The following is a 12,309-nucleotide window of genomic DNA, read 5'->3' as shown; positions in this document are numbered from 1 at the left end:
GATGAAAACAGTGTGGCGAATGCTGTTATTTGCACGGGCGGGATGAATCGCTGTTGGTTTTATTCAAGTCGTTGTGCCAAAGTTAATATGATCAATGTAATCACGGAAGCTCTCGGGTGGGCGCAAAATCCAACCGCGAAATGATTCAGTTAATGCCCCTTCCTGCAACCGCGGTGGTTCATCACAGGTGACTTCAACTTTAATTAAACCGGTTTGCCCGACTAAACTATTGGGGTCTTGCAGGCGAGTTTCAGTCGCCCAGCGTTTTAATAATGGTGAAAACTCTTCGCTATTGGCACGGCGATTGGTTAGGCGGTCAGTTAATCCAAGCAATAACGCCCGTTTATATTCAATTTCAGCATCAAAATCTTCATCAAACACCGATACGCTGAAATCGGAGCTGAGTTGCACCATGCCGCGCACCACTAAATAAACAAATAAATCGTGCAAATCGCGCCAAGTATTGGGTGGCCACGGGCGATCCCAATCAATTCCATAGCGAATTTGGCGGCTAAAAAAGCGAAACATTTGCTGCAATACCCAAATGCGGTCGCCATCATCATCGGCAAAACGATTAGTGCAGGCGCGATCCACGTCGTGCAGCGTTTTGCGCAAGTTATACAGCATTAATAATAATAACCGTTGCTCCAGCGTAATGCTTGCCGCGCCGCCACCGTCACCCCCTTTAATTGGTTTTGGCAACCCGGCGGCGGCTTTTAATACCGGTTTTTTCACACACCGCATCACAATTACCCGCTCTTCTGCCGTGAGGGTTTCCCGCGCCGTGCGCTCCAATTCCAACATCAAGGTTGGCAATGCCTGTTTTAACGCATGATGCCGCAACGTTTCAATTCGCCCGCAAATTGCACTGGCGGCAGATTCCGACTCGATGGGTGGCGGTTCGCTTTCAGCTGCTAATAGCTCTTGTAATTCTTCGCTATCAACTTCCTTGAGCGAATATTCTCCTGGAATCATGCGCTGCTATTCCTAATGGTCAAGTCTAGCTGAATGATAAATCGGTGCCAGGCGTGATTGAACTGTGAGAATCATATACCCTATAAATGCCAGTTCTCGTTTTTTATTATCCCCATTCATTAAGCTAACCGAATCTATAGAAACCAAAACCTATTTAGAATAGGTACAATTAACTTGGGCAATAAATAAACGCGGCCAGGACACCACCGACTCACCAGTTGCGTCACCGTGGCGTAAATCGGCTACCATAAACCAATCCGAACGTTTGGTCTTTAGATAAACGCTCCGCTTGTTGGTGATGAATGGGTTATGAAACAGCATTTGCAAACGTTACTCGAAACCGCGCTGGCGCACTTGGTGGCTAACGGTGAACTGCCCGCCGCGGCCGCCGCCCAACTGCCACCGCTGGAACGCGCCCGCGACCCGCAGCATGGCGATTTTGCCAGCACCGTTGCGTTGAGTTTAACCAAATTGGCGCGCCAGCCGCCGCGACAACTGGCCGAGCGCATCGTCGCAGCATTGCCCGCGTCGCCGCAGGTGGCCGAAGTCAGCATCGCCGGCCCCGGGTTTATCAACTTCCGCCTCGCCCCGAGCGCGTATCACGCGGTGATTGCCGACATCCTCGCGCAGGGGCCGCAATTTGGTCGCTGTGACTTGGGCGCTGGGCAGACCATTCAAGTCGAATTCGTGTCCGCCAATCCAACGGGGCCGCTGCATGTCGGTCACGGCCGCGGCGGCGCCTACGGTGCCGTCGTGGCTGACCTGCTCACCGCCGTCGGCTACACCGTGCATCGGGAATATTACGTCAACGATGCCGGGCGACAGATGGACATTTTGGCGACGTCAGTCTGGCTGCGATATTTAGAATTGTGCGGCGAACTGCTGCCATTTCCCAGCAACGGCTACAAAGGTGACTACGTTTGGGACATCGCTGCGGCGCTGCACCGTGAACAGGGCGACGCCTACCGCGCTGATGCGGACGTGGTATTTGCCGATTTACCCGCCGACGCCCGCGCTGATCTGCCCGCCGATGATCCCGCCGCCGGTGACAAGGAAGCGCACATTGACGGGTTAATTGCGCGTGCCAAACACCTGCTGGGCGATCATCACTACCGCCTCGTGTTTGAACTCGGGTTAAACATCATTCTCGACGACATCCGCGACGATCTCGCCCAATTCGGCGTGGTTTACGCGACCTGGTACTCGGAACGGTCATTGGCGGAACGCGGCGCGGTGGCGCAGGTGATTTCCCGCCTGCAAGCGAGCGGTCACACTTATACCCAAGATGGGGCGCTGTGGTTTCGTGCCAGCAATTTTGGTGACGAAAAAGATCGCGTGTTGATTCGTGACAACGGCCAAACGACGTACTTTGCCACCGACATCGCCTATCACGCCGATAAATTCGAGCGCGGCTTTGCACGGATTTTGGACATTTGGGGGGCGGATCATCACGGCTACGTCCCGCGCATCAAGGCGGCGTTGCTGGCGCTGGGACATCCGGCCGAGCGGTTGGATGTTCACCTCGTGCAATTTGCCATTTTGTATCGCGGCGGCGAGCGGGTGCAGATGTCCACGCGCTCGGGTGAATTTGTCACGCTGCGCGAGTTGCGGCGCGAAGTCGGGCGAGATGCGGCGCGGTTTTTTTACGTCATGCGCAAAAGTGAACAGCATCTGGATTTCGACCTCGATCTGGCCAAAAGCCAGTCGAATGACAATCCGGTGTATTATGTCCAATACGCCCATGCGCGGGTATCGAGTGTGTTACGCCAAGCCGTCGAGCGCGGGTTAATGCCCGAGACGTCGGCGGGTTTAACCCATTTGGAGCGCCTGACCGAGCCACAGGAGCTGGCGCTGATTAAAACGCTGGCGCGCTATGCTGAGATCGTGGTCAGCGCGGCAACTGGCGTACAACCGCACCTGCTGACGCAATATTTGCGCGAGTTGGCCGGCGATTTTCACAGCTATTACAACGCGCACCAATTTCTCGTCCCCGACGCGGCGCTGTTTGATGCGCGGCTAAAATTGATCTTGGCCACGCGGCAGGTGTTGCGCAACGGGTTGGAATTGCTGGGCGTGTCCGCACCAGATGCAATGTAGTCACCGCAGTTTTTGAGATGTGTTAGACAGTATGGCGACCAAAAGTTCTCATCATCACGACCCCGCCTCACCATCACGCGCCCGCCGTCACACCGCCTCGGGCTGCCCGTATTGCTGGTTTTTAGTCGGCATCGTTTGCGGCGGGATTGGCGTGGGCATGGCGTGGAATTCGCGCTCGACCACCCCGAATCCGGTGGCGGATGTGTTGCCTGCGTTACCCGCTGTTGCCGAACGACAACCCGCCCCGCCGCCGACGTTTGATTTTTACGACCGGCTGTCGCAGGAACAGGTCAGCGTGCCGGCGGAAACTGCCACGCCCGCCGCACCTGCGCTGCCGCCACCGCTGCCGCCGGCGGCTGTGACCAATCCCGCAACCGCTGTGGCAGTGCCGAGCGTGGCACCAATACCTGTTGCTGTAACGCCACAGTCACCCGCGACCGTTGTTTCAAAACCACAGCCAGTCGCGGTGCGCCTGCCGCCGCCCAAGCGGGTGGACAATACGCCACTGCCGCCGGTGCGCAGTGTGACCCCGCCGCCGGTGGTGAAAAAATCTGAGCCGGTGGTGAAAAAATCTGAGCCGGTGGTGAAAAAATCTGAGCCGGTCAAGGTCAAACCACCCGAAGTGGTTGAAAAACCAGTGAAATCTAAACCAGCGCCCGAGGTGGCGGCGGTCACACCGAAGCCCGCATTACCAACGCCCAGCGCCGCTGGTCATTACCGTTTGCAATTGGGATCATTTCGCACCGAAGCCGAAGCCGAGCAATTGCGCGCTAAATTGGCAAAAAAAGGTATTGCGGTTGAAATTCATACGGGTTATTTAGGCGGGCAACCGAGTTTTCGGGTGCGCACCGGCAGTTATGACAAGGCGGGCGCTGATGCGTTGCGGGCGCGTTTAAGCGCCAGCGGTTATTCGGGTGTGCCAGTTAAAACACGCTAATCATTGGCGGCAGTAAATGAACTATTTAATTGCCGCAATGACTAACTGATGAATTGCGCTAATCGCGTTTCTTTATTCGCCACGTCAACCTGTGAATCGGCAAATTGCGCGGCAATTGCCTGAAATTCATCTTGTAAAGCTAAAAACGCATCTAACACATCGGGATCAAAATGACTGCCGCGCCCGTCGCGCATAATGGCCACCGCTTGTTCATGTGACATGGGTTCTTTATACACGCGGCGACTAATTAACGCATCATACACATCCGCCACTGCCATTAACCGCGCACTAATGGGAATTGCTTCACCGGCTAATCCTTCAGGATAACCCGAGCCATCCCATTTTTCTTGATGCGAATAGGCGATTTCTTTTGCCACCCGCAAAAACTCCACTTCCACGCCCAATTGTTTTTCGGCAGCTTCAATACTGTCACGCCCGAGGGTGGTGTGTGTTTTCATAATCTCAAATTCATCCGGCGTTAATCGTCCTGGCTTTAATAAAATGCGATCTGGAATACCCACCTTGCCAATATCATGCAGCGGCGCTGATTTAAATAATAATTCGATCATTTCCGGCGACAAATAATAGCCAAAACGCGGGTGATTTTTTAATTGCTGCGCCAATAAACGGATGTAATGTTGCGTACGGCGAATATGATTACCGGTATCGGTATCCCGCGTTTCAGCCAATGACGCCATTGCTAAAACTGATACATCTTGAATTGCCGCTGTTTCACGGGTGCGCCGCGCAATTTCCATTTCCAAGAAATGATTTTTATCGCGCAAAAAATCCACTGTCGCTTTTAAGCGCAAATGCGTCGCCACCCGCGCTTGCACAATCGCCGGTGAAATGGGTTTAGTAATGTAATCCACCGCGCCCAATTCCAAGCCTTTACGCTCATCTTCAGCGGTACTCATTGCCGTTAAAAAGATAATCGGAATATCCCGCGTCTCATCATTTGACTTTAATGCGCGCAACACATCATAGCCCGACAAGCCCGGCATCATAATATCTAATAAAATCAATTCCGGCGGTGTATTGCGCACTACCTTTAATGCCGTTTCACCATTATTCGCTAATTTGACGCGGTATTTACCCCGCAATAATTCTGACATGAGCGTCAAATTATCCGGCGTGTCATCCACCACTAAAACCGTTGGTTTTTCCACTAAAACCGGTGGGGTTGTCATCATGTTAAGCTCCGCTGTTCATTGAATCACTTGATAAGAATTGAATAATCATTCAGCGCATTGCAACGGGCGGTAGATTAAAAAACCAACTCATTCGCACCGAGAATTGCCATTAAAATAGACACAATAATCCCGGCGACAACCACCCCTAAACCAATAATTAACATCGGTTCAAGCAGCGTTAATAACCGTTGCACACTATTGCGCGTTTCGCGGTCAAAAATATCGGCAACTTTCGCCAACATCGCATCCAATGTCCCCGATTCTTCACCCACGCGAATCATTTGCAATGCCAATTGCGGTAATACAGCATGATTCACCAATGGCCCCGCAATGCCGCGCCCGTGTTTTAAATCATCGCTGACCGTTGCTAAACCATCACTCAACTTATAATTACTGACCACCTGGCGGGCGAGATTTAATCCAGTCAATAATGGCAAACCGTTTTTTAATAAAGTGGAGAGTGTGTGACAAAACCGCGCTGTTTCTAATTTCCACAATAAATCGCCTAATAAAGGTAGCCGCATCATTTGATAATCAAAGCGGCGGCGGTTATCAGGATTTTGCAACCAGCGTTCAATCACCACCGCAATGATCGCAATTGCCACCAGCATTGCCCACCAGTATTGCCGAAATAGATCGCCTAATCCAACCACAATGCGCGTTGGCGTGGGTAATGCGGCGCCCATATCTTCAAATAACACGGTGAATTGTGGCACGACAAATACTAATAACATAATCACCGATAATCCCGCCACCACGAGTAGAATCATTGGATAAACCAATGCCGAGGTGACGGTGCTGCGTAATTCAGCATTGCGTTCTAAATAATCGGCTAATCGCGTTAAAACTTCATCTAATGCGCCACTCGCTTCACCGGCACGCACCATATTGATATACAACTTGGCGAATTGACCATCTTGTTGTTCTAATGCGGCTGAAAAGGTCGCACCACCGCGCACCCGTTCTTGTAAATCATTTAATACCTGCGCAACGTGCGCCTCGGTGCTTAATTCACCCAATACCGCCAGTGAACGATCCAGCGTTAATCCCGCTTCTAATAACGTCGCCAATTGCCGTGTTAATACTTCAATCTCTTTGGCGGTTAAACTCCGCCCCTGTAATCGCCGCCGAATTAAACGTGCGGTTAAACCGCCAGCCGGTCGCGTCCGCAATGGAATTAACCCGACGCTTTGTAGCTGTTGAATTAAAGCCGCTTCATCCGCCGCTTCTTGTTCGCCTTCAATTTCTTCACCGTCTAATTTGACGGCACGATAAATAAAACGCGCCATGAGTCATTCAATCAATGATGGTTAATAATGAAATACCGCACATCAATCAACCCGCAATTACAGGCAAATTGCGTCATGGAAACGCATGGTGGTTGATAGCGACAGAGAATGATTTGCCACCGCCGCCGTTGATCGGGTAATTGCGTGGCGATTAACATACACCGATTTTGACTAGACGAGTGCGGCAAGATCGCCTATTCTAATCACTCCTTGGGGGCGACATGGCTTCGACGTGGGTCACAAAACCTGAGGTGCATGCCGAGGTGCGGGAAACCTCGTTAATCTATCCGCAAACCAATAGTTGCCAACGACGACAACTACGCTCTCGCTGCTTAATCCCAGTGGGCCTCACACCGCCGTTTGCTGATGGGCGACGGATTCGTGGGGTAACATCACACCAGATCGCGCTGCCGCCTGCTCGGAGCGGTGGTGCTAAAACTAACGAGATCGCTAACCAATTGCCCTGCTCCTCGGGCGCTGGTCGGTTAAACACAATAGAGTTGAGCTAAGCATGTAGTACCAACGGCGGAGGATTTGCGGACGCGGGTTCGATCCCCGCCGCCTCCACCAATTCACATTTCAATTGTCAAGTGAATAAAACAAGCCGGCGCGGTGATTAAAAATGCGCCGCGTTTAATCATCACGCACCCTGTCAATTGTTGTATTACCACATTCGCTTTTATTAACACCATTCGACCGCCGTGCAATGCGGCGCACATCAGCCGCCTGAGTACCTTTGATGTGACGCGGTACTCAATTCGCGCACAGGTTAATTGACCGGACTCTGCCATGCGCTCTCTTATCTATTCCACCTGCCTTGTGTTAATTGCCAGTTTATTCACCACCGGCTGTCAAAATCAATCTACAAAAGTGGACTATCGTTTATTAACAAGGGCGGTTGAGCCAATTGACTATGCGCGCATTCAATGTCGTGTCGTACCAATGGCCGATCACCATACTTGTTTAACCAGTGTGATTGAACACTATGAAGCAGTCAGTGAACAGCGTTTAACCCCGCGCCAAATCACCGGCGGGCCTTTCTTATTAGTCTTTAATGACGGCACCCAATATCGTGGGCATTACGTCTCGCAGCCTTTTATTGCCCGTTTTCTTGTGACCAATGGCAATCAATCCTGTTATGGACAATACAATGCGTTTGCGGGTGATAAAATTTCAACGTTCAAGGTGAATTGCAATACCGGCATGACCGGCACAGCTGATATTATTCTCGACCATGGCGGCCGCAATGGGATTGGTGAATTCAAAATGACCAACGGGAAATATGGCCGCATTGTATTTGGTCACGCGGCAGTCGCAGACGCATTCTAAAACGACCCATAACACGCTTGTATTGGTAATTAAAATGGCTGTGCAACCGCAATTAACCACCGACATCTCGTCAATGAACACTGCGCCAGTTGCGTTAATTACCGGGGCGGCGCGGCGAATTGGTGCGCATTTAGTACACACGCTGCATCAACACGGCTGGGATGTCGCATTGCATTATCATCAATCACACGCCGATGCATTAGCGGTGCAAAAAAACTGTGAAGCGCGCCGCCCCAATTCCGTGCATTTAATTGCTGCCGACTTGCGCATCACCACGCAATACACTGCGCTAATTGAACAGGTGAAAAACTGGCGCGGACGCTTGGATGTGTTAATTAATAACGCCTCCAGTTTTTATTCAACACCATTGGCAACGGCTACTGACGCTCAATGGGAAGACTTGCTCGGTACGAATTTAAAAGCGCCGTTTTTTTTAACGCTCGCCGCCGCCCCTTTATTGCGCACCAGTCGCGGCTGTGTAATTAACTTGGTGGATATACACGCGGAACGTCCATTATTAGATTATGCGATTTACAGCATTGCCAAAGCGGGTAATGCCATGATGGTAAAAGCATTAGCGCGTGAATTAGCGCCCGAGGTGCGGGTGAATGGCATTGCGCCTGGAGCAATTTTATGGCCGGCGACAGATGTGAATAGCGCAGATGATAAAGCGGCGTATGAACAGCAATTAACTCGCATTGCACTACAGCGGGCGGGTAATCCTGATGACATCGCTCAGGCTGTGCTATTTTTAATTCGTGACGCGCCCTATATGACTGGTCAAATCATGACGGTTGATGGCGGACGAACATTGCAACAATAATGCTTCATTTGTATGATGAATGTCTTTTAATTTTAGTGAAAACGCCGGTTATGACTACGCAATTACCCACTCCTTCATCTAGTGACGCATTTGTAGAACGTCCGCAACGGCGCTGGTCACATTGGGCCTCACCTGCAACTTTTTATCCGCTTGCCGGGCGTCTAATTCCCTGGTTTGGTAGCGCCGCCGTCTTATTAATTATTGCATCGTTGTATTGGGGTTTTTTTCAAACGCCAGATCAATTAGGTGGCACAAATGCGCAAAAGGAATATTACCGAATTATTTTCGTGCATGTGCCAACGGCATGGATGTCAATGTGGCTTTACATCATATTAGCCATTTGGGCAACGATTGGATTGGTATTCAAAACGCGCCTCAGTTTTATGATGGCAAATGCGATTGCTCCCACCGGCGCATTATTTACTTTTGCCGCATTATGGACAGGTGCATTTTGGGGGCGAACCAGTTGGGGCACCTATTGGGATTGGGATCCACGTTTGACCTCAGAACTCATTTTGTTCTTTTTGTATATCGGGTATAGTGCCTTACATGCTGCAATTGATGATTACCGCCGTGCTGACCGGGCTGCAAGTTTATTGGCATTAGTGGGTTTAATTATGCTGCCAATCATCTTTTGGTCAATTAATTGCCCGGATCCAAATCAATGCGCGGCATTACATCAGCGGTCTTCACTCGGTCAGATTGATCAGGACATTTTATTAGCGATGCTAGGCATGACGCTGGGGTTTTGGTGTTATTCATTTGCGGCAGTTTTTATGCGCTTGCGCGGCATTATTTTAACGCGAGAAGCCGATACACATTGGGTGCGTGATCTACTATTAAAACAACCGCAAGGAGTTGAATAGTGTTGGCAACAATCATAACTTTTTTCCAGCAAGGCGGGTATGCTTTTTTTGTATGGAGTGCATTTGGCGTGACGTTGGGATTATTATTATTAGAAGTCTTTTTCCTGCGCCGTGAACAACATGCCACGCTGCGCCGTTTGGTTAGAATTATGCGGATGCGCGCTCAAGCCGGTGGTTGGTGATTTTATTTAATCGTTGATTGATTTTGGGAATCAAAACATGACATCAAATCGCGCTTATCTCATTCGGGCTTTATATGAATGGATTACAGACAACGGCATGACGCCATATTTACTCGTCAATGCGCAACATCCGTCCGCATCATTGCCTCAGCGTTTTGTGGAAGACGGGCGAATTGTATTGAACATTTCACCAACGGCAGTGCAAGGGTTAATGCTAGGGAATGATCGTATGAGTTTTTCAGCACGGTTTGGTGGTGTGGCATCGCTAGTTGAGTTTCCGCCTCAAGCGGTATTGGGTATTTATGCACGCGAAAATAATCAAGGCATGATTTTTCCAGCGGAAGAGCCAATTGATGACGCCCCAACATCTGAAGAAGATGCCGTCACAGGCGGACGCGATGGGAATGATGATAATCCTAAACGTACTACGAAAGAACGGCCGACATTGCGCGTTGTGAAATAATGATTGACGAGCATAATAAATTACAATGAACCAAGTCAGTTGATCGAATTAGTTCATCAATGTTCTACCCCCAAGACAATCCGCTATTTAATTCGATGGCACAATGGCGTCTAATAATTGCGGAATGCGGTTAATTGCGGCATTGCGGGTATCGTAGTCAGCCGTAACGCCAATTAACACATTGGTTCCCGCGGTGCGTAATTGCTCCTGTTGCAGCGGGGTTAATTGCGTATAAACCCACCCGCGTTGCGCTTGATTCGCGGCAAAGGTCAAGGCCACTTCAGTCAAATAACGAAACCGCCCCATATCCGTTGCTGCAAGTGGATTAGCCCAACCACCATTAATCATCGCAAGAATTAACGCATGGCGCGGAATATGACCTGCGCTTAATTCACCTAACCAATAGGTTTTGCCGGCATCATCTGCCGCCCGATTAAAGATATTTTGATACAACGCATCTACCAGTGTTTCATTCCCCTGATCAACTGGATAGCGCGCCTGCACCAATGGATTATCAAAAAAGCTCTCCGCCACCATTGCCACAGTCCAACCATGATTGACCACTTCATTCACCCAGTATTGCAGTCCTTCACTATCCGGCGCATAGCCTAAGGTCGCCAAATAAATCTCTGCAATTTGCCAATCAATTGCCAACCGTTCAGTCGCCCGAGCGCGGTATTCATCAATGCGAAAGTTTTGATGTGGCTCTGACCAACGCAAAGTTAATAAATCACCGGGGTATGGAAAACTGGTCATCCGATGCTGGTGTTGAATACCGCTGACTACACCTCGTCCGGCGGGCGTGGCAATGGTAAATGTCCGCGTAAATGTCACGCCATCTAATACCAAACTGATGTTATGCGACCCTTCGCCGAATTGATTCCAATTGACAGCAAAGGTATAGCCATTATTCACGTCGCCGCACACGCCTAATGTATCATCACGGGTGCTGCCATAGGGCAGGTTGAATATTGTGTTATCAATACTCGCGCTAATGATCTGTGCGTCACATGCCCAACCGCGCATTAACGTGCGCCCACTTTCAAACCCATCCGGTAATGGACTTTCCCAATTCTGCGGGGTATTGATTTCACCCGCTCGACTGGCTTGACGAGCGGCTTGTGGCGTCGGTGTTATCGTTACTGGAGCATTGCTGGTGACAACAAAGTTTTGATGCGGTTCTGACCAGATTAATGTCGTATATGATGCCGCATCGGGAAAGTCAGGCACGGTAGTCGTGCCGTGTAAGCGAGTTAAAAAGTCATTCCCCAATGAGGTGACGGTGACAGTTGTCCTGGCCGCTTCAGTTACAGTTATAGTATTGTTTACTAATGACTCTACTAATAACTTTAGCACATGATCGCCATTGCCATATTTTGCCCAGTTAATGGCTGCGGTGAAGCCGTTATTATTATCGCTACAGGCCACTTCGCTATTTGGGTTATTGACGCCGTAATCGGCAGTAATGATTGGAAAATCGTCCACCTGTAATTCAACACCATCCGCCCTACAGACAAATCCGCTGACTAAACTAATCCCACTTTCACGGCTGCCATTCATTGGGCTTTCAATGCGGTAAGCATTATTGGTTTGGACAAAATTGGCAATGACGTTGCTCGGTTCATTCATGTTGAGTACGCAGGGTTCATTGCCAGTACAATCGCCACCCCAACCAATGAACTGCCAGTCTGCATTTGCAACTGCGGTCAAGGTGGTGGCGGTGGGTTCGGATAAATCTATGCTGCATACCCCGGAGCACTCGAGGTTGCCGTTGTCGTTGGTCACAGTACCGTCCGCCGCCGTGACATTGTCCTCGAGCTCGATTTCTACAGTGCCGGGCGCGACTTCACTGGTCACGGCGCCATTGTTCACGAGCGCGACTTCTAACGTCAGCGGAGTGAAGGTGGCGCTAACTTGTTGATCTGCATTGAGAGTAACAGCGCATTCTGGCTCTAAACCGAAACAAATATCGCCCCAACCGTCGAATGATCTGCCGGCGGCCGCTGTGGCGGAAAGGGTAACAGGGGTGTTGATTGGGTACTCGTGGCGACAATCTGTTGCGGTCTGACCACAAATAATGCCCGGTGGGTCGCTGGTGATTGTGCCGCCGTCGGGCGCGCTGACTTGCAAATATGCGGTGGTTGCCGTGAACGTG

The 12,309-nt window shown here is 50.4% G+C and carries 13 protein-coding genes and 1 other RNA gene; 8 read left to right on the top strand and 6 right to left on the bottom strand.

What is annotated here, in order from left to right; translation table 11 throughout:
• Positions 1-63: 63 nt before the first annotated feature.
• Positions 64-975, bottom strand: a complete 912-nt coding sequence (locus HUK38_RS12760; protein WP_182584716.1) for a hypothetical protein — start codon at positions 973-975, stop codon at positions 64-66.
• 309 nt (positions 976-1,284) lie between these two features.
• On the opposite strand from HUK38_RS12760, the gene argS reads away from it, so the two are divergent.
• Both argS and HUK38_RS12750 read left to right on the top strand, forming a co-directional pair.
• Complete coding sequence (gene argS, locus HUK38_RS12755; protein WP_182584715.1) at positions 1,285-3,072, top strand: arginine--tRNA ligase; 1,788 nt, start codon at positions 1,285-1,287, stop codon at positions 3,070-3,072.
• Positions 3,073-3,103: 31 nt separating this feature from the next.
• Positions 3,104-4,009 (top strand): SPOR domain-containing protein, encoded by a 906-nt coding sequence (locus HUK38_RS12750; protein WP_182584714.1) that lies wholly within the window; start codon positions 3,104-3,106, stop codon positions 4,007-4,009.
• A 41-nt stretch (positions 4,010-4,050) separates the two neighbouring features.
• On the opposite strand, the gene HUK38_RS12745 is transcribed toward HUK38_RS12750, so the two are convergent.
• The 3 genes from HUK38_RS12745 to HUK38_RS12735 form a co-directional block, all read right to left on the bottom strand.
• Positions 4,051-5,202, bottom strand: a complete 1,152-nt coding sequence (locus HUK38_RS12745; protein ID WP_202985564.1) for a response regulator — start codon at positions 5,200-5,202, stop codon at positions 4,051-4,053.
• A 74-nt stretch (positions 5,203-5,276) separates the two neighbouring features.
• Positions 5,277-6,491: a type II secretion system F family protein gene (locus tag HUK38_RS12740; RefSeq protein ID WP_182584712.1), complete on the bottom strand. Its 1,215-nt coding sequence runs from the start codon at positions 6,489-6,491 to the stop codon at positions 5,277-5,279.
• An 11-nt stretch (positions 6,492-6,502) separates the two neighbouring features.
• Complete coding sequence (locus HUK38_RS12735) at positions 6,503-6,649, bottom strand: hypothetical protein (RefSeq protein ID WP_182584711.1); 147 nt, start codon at positions 6,647-6,649, stop codon at positions 6,503-6,505.
• Between the two features lie 54 nt (positions 6,650-6,703).
• On the opposite strand from HUK38_RS12735, the gene ssrA reads away from it, so the two are divergent.
• Positions 6,704-7,061, top strand: a transfer-messenger RNA (tmRNA) gene (gene ssrA / locus HUK38_RS12730).
• Between the two features lie 2 nt (positions 7,062-7,063).
• Here the strand turns inward: ssrA and HUK38_RS12725 are convergent.
• The gene (locus tag HUK38_RS12725) at positions 7,064-7,282 is read right to left on the bottom strand and encodes a hypothetical protein (RefSeq protein ID WP_182584710.1); all 219 of its coding nucleotides are present in this window, start codon (positions 7,280-7,282) and stop codon (positions 7,064-7,066) included.
• On the opposite strand from HUK38_RS12725, the gene HUK38_RS12720 reads away from it, so the two are divergent.
• The 5 genes from HUK38_RS12720 to HUK38_RS12700 are packed head-to-tail and all read left to right on the top strand — an operon-like array spanning position 7,281 to position 10,154.
• Complete coding sequence (locus HUK38_RS12720) at positions 7,281-7,820, top strand: hypothetical protein (RefSeq protein WP_182584709.1); 540 nt, start codon at positions 7,281-7,283, stop codon at positions 7,818-7,820. The two genes, HUK38_RS12725 and HUK38_RS12720, sit on opposite strands and share 2 nt — an antisense overlap.
• Positions 7,821-7,854: 34 nt before the next feature.
• Entirely contained in the window at positions 7,855-8,643 is a 789-nt protein-coding gene (locus tag HUK38_RS12715) for a pteridine reductase (RefSeq protein WP_238787648.1), read from the top strand.
• A 50-nt stretch (positions 8,644-8,693) separates the two neighbouring features.
• Positions 8,694-9,509, top strand: coding sequence for a cytochrome c biogenesis protein CcsA (gene ccsA / locus HUK38_RS12710; RefSeq protein WP_182584732.1), 816 nt, complete (start codon positions 8,694-8,696; stop codon positions 9,507-9,509).
• A gap of 2 nt (positions 9,510-9,511) precedes the next feature.
• Positions 9,512-9,691 (top strand): heme exporter protein CcmD, encoded by a 180-nt coding sequence (gene ccmD / locus HUK38_RS12705; RefSeq protein ID WP_194374883.1) that lies wholly within the window; start codon positions 9,512-9,514, stop codon positions 9,689-9,691.
• A 37-nt stretch (positions 9,692-9,728) separates the two neighbouring features.
• Positions 9,729-10,154: a ClpXP protease specificity-enhancing factor gene (locus HUK38_RS12700; protein WP_182584708.1), complete on the top strand. Its 426-nt coding sequence runs from the start codon at positions 9,729-9,731 to the stop codon at positions 10,152-10,154.
• Positions 10,155-10,241: 87 nt separating this feature from the next.
• Here HUK38_RS12700 and HUK38_RS12695 read toward each other — a convergent pair.
• The coding region (locus HUK38_RS12695; protein ID WP_182584707.1) for a DUF4214 domain-containing protein at positions 10,242-12,309 on the bottom strand (2,068 nt) is incomplete at its 5' end.

Origin of the sequence: Thiospirillum jenense, assembly GCF_014145225.1 — a bacterium.
Classification (GTDB): Bacteria; Pseudomonadota; Gammaproteobacteria; order Chromatiales; family Chromatiaceae; genus Thiospirillum; species Thiospirillum jenense.
This window is presented reverse-complemented; position numbering and strand designations above follow the sequence as displayed.

Coding starts and splice junctions, on each gene's coding strand:
- HUK38_RS12735 (WP_182584711.1), bottom strand. CDS start 6,649: ATGTTAATCGCCACGCAATTACCCGATCAACGGCGGCGGTGGCAAATC.
- HUK38_RS12700 (WP_182584708.1), top strand. CDS start 9,729: ATGACATCAAATCGCGCTTATCTCATTCGGGCTTTATATGAATGGATT.
- ccsA (WP_182584732.1), top strand. CDS start 8,694: ATGACTACGCAATTACCCACTCCTTCATCTAGTGACGCATTTGTAGAA.
- argS (WP_182584715.1), top strand. CDS start 1,285: ATGAAACAGCATTTGCAAACGTTACTCGAAACCGCGCTGGCGCACTTG.
- HUK38_RS12715 (WP_238787648.1), top strand. CDS start 7,855: ATGGCTGTGCAACCGCAATTAACCACCGACATCTCGTCAATGAACACT.
- HUK38_RS12725 (WP_182584710.1), bottom strand. CDS start 7,282: ATGGCAGAGTCCGGTCAATTAACCTGTGCGCGAATTGAGTACCGCGTC.
- HUK38_RS12720 (WP_182584709.1), top strand. CDS start 7,281: ATGCGCTCTCTTATCTATTCCACCTGCCTTGTGTTAATTGCCAGTTTA.
- HUK38_RS12745 (WP_202985564.1), bottom strand. CDS start 5,202: ATGATGACAACCCCACCGGTTTTAGTGGAAAAACCAACGGTTTTAGTG.
- HUK38_RS12740 (WP_182584712.1), bottom strand. CDS start 6,491: ATGGCGCGTTTTATTTATCGTGCCGTCAAATTAGACGGTGAAGAAATT.
- HUK38_RS12750 (WP_182584714.1), top strand. CDS start 3,104: ATGGCGACCAAAAGTTCTCATCATCACGACCCCGCCTCACCATCACGC.
- HUK38_RS12760 (WP_182584716.1), bottom strand. CDS start 975: ATGATTCCAGGAGAATATTCGCTCAAGGAAGTTGATAGCGAAGAATTA.